Origin of the sequence: Sphingobacterium endophyticum (assembly GCF_009733535.1) — a bacterium.
Taxonomy (GTDB): domain Bacteria; phylum Bacteroidota; class Bacteroidia; order Sphingobacteriales; family Sphingobacteriaceae; genus Sphingobacterium; species Sphingobacterium endophyticum.
This window is the reverse complement of the sequence record NZ_SMMI01000015.1, coordinates 95,797-102,061: the sequence shown is the minus strand read 5'-3', so window position 1 is coordinate 102,061 and position 6,265 is coordinate 95,797. Positions and strand designations below refer to the sequence as shown.

The following is a 6,265-nucleotide window of genomic DNA, read 5'->3' as shown; positions in this document are numbered from 1 at the left end:
AAAAAAAATACCCCAAAATCGCCCCCTTATCCCCCACTAAATTCCGGTCATTCTTCATCGCAAGATGAAGTAACCATTTTTAAGAAGAAACAGGGAGAAAAGATACATAAGACATAAGACATTAGAGCCTTGTCTTTCCTCAAAGTATGGGCATTCACGACAACTCATTGTATTTTCTTATTAAGATATATTTTATTTTAATATTAATTAAAATTTTATATATTTGATTATATTAATCATCTTTCCATATATAGGTTAATTTGAATAACTGATACTACCCATACTTATCCTTTATTCAATATTTTTAAAATCAGAGATTAGTCATGAGGGATCAATTTTTAAATAAAGAAGATTATCAAAAGAAAAATACTAAAAGAACGAAGAAAAAATATATTTCACCAAAAATTGATGTTCAGGTTATTCATATTGAATTTGATATAGCCATAACTTCCTCAAATATGAGTAGTGGTGGCAATCCAAGCGACAGCCCAAAAGTTGAAGATTGGAAAGATCATTCGGGAAGCACTTATGATATTGAATTTTAATGGAAGGATACAAATTGATTGTACGTTATAATTCTTAAAAAAATTGTCATGAAAAATGCAATTAGCATATTTTACTTTATGGCTGGATTGTTCTTTATACTTTTTAGTAATTGTAAGAAAAAACCGGATGAAGATTTTACAAAAACAGGATTAACAGTCAGCATTCAGGGGATCAATGAAATCATTCCTCGAGAAATTACTAGCAAATCATCAACCCGTTCATTAAATAGTTTTGGGGAGCCAAATTCAGCTATGCATTATCTTATTCAGGAGGATTTAAAAATGCAGGATTATGATCTGGACCTCATTGTATCGGAGAGAGTTCAGAAAATTCCTTTGCGATCAACAATTTCTGTTGTCCCAATGGATGGAAGCCATCAATACCTTTTTGTTCTATACGACACAAAGGCCGACGGGCAGCTAGGCAGCTATTATGGGCAAGCAAAAGGAAGTGTCAATTCCCTACTAAACATTCGTGTTTATAGAAATAGAACCTATAAATGGTTCGCTTATTCCTTCAATAGCAGTGCTTCGATTCCAGATTTTGATCCCAACAACCCACAATTAAATATCCTTTCCTCGGAATCGGGCATTGGCTCTGATTTATTATATACCTCTGGTGAACTGACGACCTCGAATGATCCAGAAGGCAATAATAAGGTTGGAATAACCTTCAAAAGGATGGTATCAACCATCCGCATAGAGCTCAATACCCGAGGCGCATTTTCATCTATTGATTATGCAACACTTGATATTCCGGGAACCGGAACAATAAGTGGGTTACACAATGGGGTATTTTCAGTTTTAGGGGGCAGTTTTTCGTCCAGCTCGGATGCGTCTTCATTTAGCAAAAACACATGGACCGACAAAGTTGCAGATACCATTCCAACGGGTTGGGTAAAATATATTGATTTATTGACTGTAGCGAATGGAGAGCCTATTGATCTTCAAGCGACGTTAAAGAATTTCAGGATACGAAGTTATGCTGTAAATCCAGATGCACCGCAAAATACAGATTATAGGATTACACGGGATTTTGCAAGTGGCCATATTCAATTTCCAACATTTACAGCAGAAGCAGGAAGACGGTATACCCTTACGATTCGCGTAAAGGAATCTGCCATAGATTTTGCAGGGGCGAAATGGGCGAGATGCAATTTAACGTACTTTAAAAATGACAAAGGGAATAAGTATAGGTTCTGGTACAACAGCTACTTTGTTAAGAATATTTCTGGAGGCATGAACAATTTTTTGGAGCGGGATTATTTTGACACGAAGCCACCTGTAGGGGAAATTCAGGCATCTGCCAGAATTTGGGATCCCTGTGATTCAGTCTACCCAAAGGGAACCTGGAGATTGCCGACAGAAACAGAATTTACCAACCTTATCTCCTCTTCGCATGCCAGTATCAGAGTTAGAAACCCTCAGCCGGAAAACAAAGGCTGGTATGTAGCCTGGAAAAATGTAGCGCCGGAAATGGGAGCGCAATATGCCCATCGTGACCTAAAATTTACTGCAGCAGGATACCGAGCCCACAATAGGACCTTAAAAGCATTCTTTTATAAGCATTGGGATTCAAGCAACCCATTTAATCAATATGGAGATGAAGGATATTTTCGCAGCTCGGACACTTCCGAATTTCTAGTGACCAAATTTAAACCTCATGGATTAGATGACAACGTATTTCTAGCGGTTAATGAATTCCTGGATGGACGTGGAGCCAATGTCCGATGTGTTAGAAAATAAAACAAAAGAGCCACGAAATATTTCGTGGCCCCTTCATAGAATTAATAAACCTTATTTTTTTGCTTCTATAATATCGAGAAATTGTTGCCAATCATAATAATGGAAAACCATTCCATTGCTCATTGCCACGACCATTCCTTTTGGGAATTTGGTGCCAATTGGCATAGAGATCGCCTCAACGCCATCACATTCTACTGCCGATACAGGAACTTCAGCAATTCTTGTATATTGATTTGCATTTCCAGCATCACCTTCCCTTGGATATATATTGAAGGAATTGTTCTGTTGATTTGACGCAACGATATAACCCGTGCTATCAGAAGTTTTATAAATTGCAATGCCTTCATGATCATCTTTAAAATCATTTTGGCCGAAGATTGCCAGCTCTTCATTTCCTTTTGCCGGATCAGCATAGTATTTATGGATTCCAAAACCTTCATCCGAATAATAGATATATCCTAACTCATTGTCAACCACGATTGCTTCGATTTCTTTGCCACCTTGGAAACTTCCGAATTCGCGAACCTTATTACCAATGATTACACCATCCTTATCCTGTAGCTCATATTGATACAAGTATTTTCCGGTTGGTCCAGTTTTTCTACCGACTACAGCATAAATTTTGTTTCCGGTTGAATCGGATTGCGTATAAAGAGCAACACCCATTGGGGATTTTTCAACTTCACCATCAAAAACAGGAATACCACCATTATCCAAAGGCTTCAGATCAGGCAGGCTGAATACCCTAATTTTGTCAGTTCCGCGTTCGGTAACGACTGCGATATCCACTTTTTTACCTGCAAGATTAAATCCATAAGCAATATCTACATTATTAGGACGATCTAATGGCACTACCTTATTGATGATCTTTCCATCCATATCATAGGCATAAAGACCACCGGTTTTTTCATGTTTGTCCGTCCCGATTACAATAACCTGAGAACTATCAGCTGGATTAACCCAAATTGCAGGATCGTCCGTGTCATTTGGCACCACCTCTGTTGTAACTGTAGGTTTTAGTGCATTCTCTGCTACCGGAGCCAGTTTGTCTTTACATGAGTAAAGAACTACAGCAGCTAAACTAAATATGATAAATTGTTTTTTCATTGATTTGATTTTTAAAGGTCAAATTTAAGACCTAGTGTATAACGTGGTTTATAATATTCTAATTGACGCAATCTTTGAACCTCACCTTGGTAGTAACGCAAAGGTTGGTTGGTTAAATTGTTTGCTTCAGCGAAAATTCGCAAGGATTTTGTAATCTTATAAGCTGCATTTGCATCTAGGAAGAACTGCTTATCATAGTATGCATCTGTAAAAGAATCATCACCGATTTCATCTAAGTAAGCTGCAGTATAGTTTGCTGAAACGCGAGCAGAGAACTTGTTGTTTTCCCATGACAAAGATCCATTCAACATATGTGGAGCAGTTCTTGGAAGACCCAGACCTTCACGCATCACTCCATCTTCACTTGCTATCCCTTTTGCTTTTGACTTGGTAAATGTATAGTTCGTATAGATTGCCAAGCCTTGCAAGAATTTTCCCGGTAGAAAATCTAACTGCCTTTGGAAAGCTACTTCAAATCCATAAACGTCTACTTTATCTCCATTTCTGTATTGAGAAAATTTCCATGTATCACCATCTTTAATTGGATTATTTAATGCAGGAAATAGTTGTGAGAATTGTGAATTCTTGAACATTCTATCATTGTACATATAGATAAAGTTTTTCAAATTCTTATAGAAAGCACCCCCGGAGATAATCCCTACATTTTTGAAGTAATGTTCTAGCATCACATCATAGTTTGTTGAATAGGTAGCTTTTAGGTTTGGATTACCCGCAAAAAGTTCTCTATCCTCAATTTTTGAATTTACATAAGGGGCAAGGGCATAATAATTTGGTCTCGCTAAACTTGTTGTTACGGCTGCACGCAGAACAAAGTTGTCAGAGAAGTTATGCTTTAATGTGATACCAGGAAGGATATTGGTATAATTATTCTTATTATTGATTTCGCCTTCTAATTTTTTTTCATCTACGACATTATTACCCACATAGTCAATTCGAGTATGTTCAACGCGGGCTCCAAGAATCAATGCTGTCTTTTCTGTGATATTTTGGTCCCATCGAAGGTATCCCGCAAAGATCTGCTCTTTAGCACGGTAATTTTCAGAAAGGAATTCCTTTGGCTTAGAATCTTCTTTAAACTTAGATTTATCGGATAGATTAAGTTGTCCTAAATATTTTGCATCGACAAATGTACCTGGTGCATATTTTTGACCTTGATCCCAATCCTTAGCATCCCACGTTTTCAATGGCAATTTTGCCATATTATCAAATCCTGAAGAAGGTTCATATACGAAGAAATTATTATCTCTTTCTTTCGTTTTCAATCTCATTCGTCCACCAAAGCGGATTCTACCTTTTTGGCCACTTATTACAGTCAAAGGAAGGCGGAAGTTTAATTTCGCGCCCACTTCATCTTCAGAAGTATTGTTTTCGTTTTCAGTAATATCTTTAAGTTCAAATTTAGACAAGTCATTACCTGGGTTGCTTACAAACGGCAAATAAGGATCTTTTATGTCCACGCTTACCGGAGCACCTTCTTGAACATAAGAGATATATCTTTCATTGGGACGCCATTCTGAAGCTCTTGAATAGGAAGCAGCCCAATCCATATCCAAAATAGGAGTTAGAATATGTTCACCCTGCATAGAGAAATTCAATACAGACTGACGTTCCAGACGGCGGTTTTTATTGCGGTTATTGTCTATACCACCTTTGGTTTCATGCTCAATCTCGCCAACATAGGTTTTCGCTTTTTCGTCATATTCAAGATCGGAGAAAGTAGTTGCAAAACGATTTTCGCGGTCATCACGCCAATTATACATGGCATTTAACGCGATTCTATTGCGCGCATTGAAATCATAATCCCAAGCAGCAGAAATACTTCTACGGATCCGTGCAACATCATATTTACGGATCTGCATTTCTTTCAAAAAGACATTGTTTTCATCTTTATCCCATTCCGCTTCAATATTATTGGAGCCGAAATCATTAGTTTGCATGGTTCCGCTTAGTACCAGACCCATTCTATTATCCATAAAACGGTTACCATAAATTAATGATCCGTTGTAGATCCCTTTTTTCCTAACCGGCGAATAACCACCACTCAATGTAGCAGAAATACGCTGTTTATTAGGCGCAGCCCTGGTAATTAAATTGACACTACCACCGATTGCATCCGCATCCATATCTGGGGTTAAAGTTTTATTAACTTCGATGGATGAAATCATATCCGAGGGAATTAAATCCATCTGCACATTACGGTTATCACCTTCAGCGGAAGGGATACGATCACCGTTTAATGTTACGGAATTCAGTTCAGGGGAAAGACCACGGACGATAATGTTTCTAGCTTCACCTTGGTCATTCTGCATGGTGATACCAGGAACCCTTTTGAGGGCATCACCGATATTTTGATCAGGGAAACGGCCGACTTGGTCAGATGAAATGATATTCGAGATATTGCTGTTGTTTTTTTGTTGGTTCAGTGCTTTCGCCTGCCCTTTAGCAATATCTCCAATAATTTGAATTTCATCCAAAGCTTTACTTGCAGGATCCAGGAAAATTTCGATGGCCTCGGTAGTAGTTTTGATGGTTTGAGAATAATGTTGGTACCCTAAATAATCTACGTTTAGCGTATAAGTACCTGCGGGAAGATTTAAGAATTCAAAGTTCCCATTCGCATCAGAAACGGTAAACTTGTTACCTTCTTCAATTCTGAGCGTTGCCCCCGGCAACGAAAAATTGTCTTTGCTGTCCATAATTTTCCCTTTTAAGACGGTAGTCTGACCATAGGAAATCAAGCAAATCAAATTGGTTAATAATAGTAAAGTTAATCTCATGGAGTTAATATTTATATTTTCGCAAAAATATTTATAGTAAGTAACTCGACTATTAACTCTGTATTATCA

Annotated in this window: 4 protein-coding genes; 2 read left to right on the top strand and 2 right to left on the bottom strand. The window is 37.7% G+C overall.

Going from position 1 to position 6,265, the window contains the following annotated elements; translation table 11 throughout:
• Window positions 1-323: 323 nt before the first annotated feature.
• Together E0Y80_RS16535 and E0Y80_RS16530 are read left to right on the top strand one after the other, a co-directional pair.
• Window positions 324-545: a hypothetical protein gene (locus E0Y80_RS16535; protein WP_156308789.1), complete on the top strand. Its 222-nt coding sequence runs from the start codon at window positions 324-326 to the stop codon at window positions 543-545.
• A 48-nt stretch (window positions 546-593) separates the two neighbouring features.
• Window positions 594-2,291, top strand: a complete 1,698-nt coding sequence (locus E0Y80_RS16530) for a fimbrillin family protein (RefSeq protein ID WP_156308788.1) — start codon at window positions 594-596, stop codon at window positions 2,289-2,291.
• A gap of 51 nt (window positions 2,292-2,342) precedes the next feature.
• Here the strand turns inward: E0Y80_RS16530 and E0Y80_RS16525 are convergent, their stop codons facing one another.
• Both E0Y80_RS16525 and E0Y80_RS16520 read right to left on the bottom strand, forming a co-directional pair.
• The gene (locus E0Y80_RS16525; protein WP_156308787.1) at window positions 2,343-3,398 is read right to left on the bottom strand and encodes a phytase; all 1,056 of its coding nucleotides are present in this window, start codon (window positions 3,396-3,398) and stop codon (window positions 2,343-2,345) included.
• An 11-nt stretch (window positions 3,399-3,409) separates the two neighbouring features.
• The gene (locus E0Y80_RS16520; RefSeq protein WP_156308786.1) at window positions 3,410-6,196 is read right to left on the bottom strand and encodes a TonB-dependent receptor; all 2,787 of its coding nucleotides are present in this window, start codon (window positions 6,194-6,196) and stop codon (window positions 3,410-3,412) included.
• Window positions 6,197-6,265 lie beyond the last annotated feature (69 nt).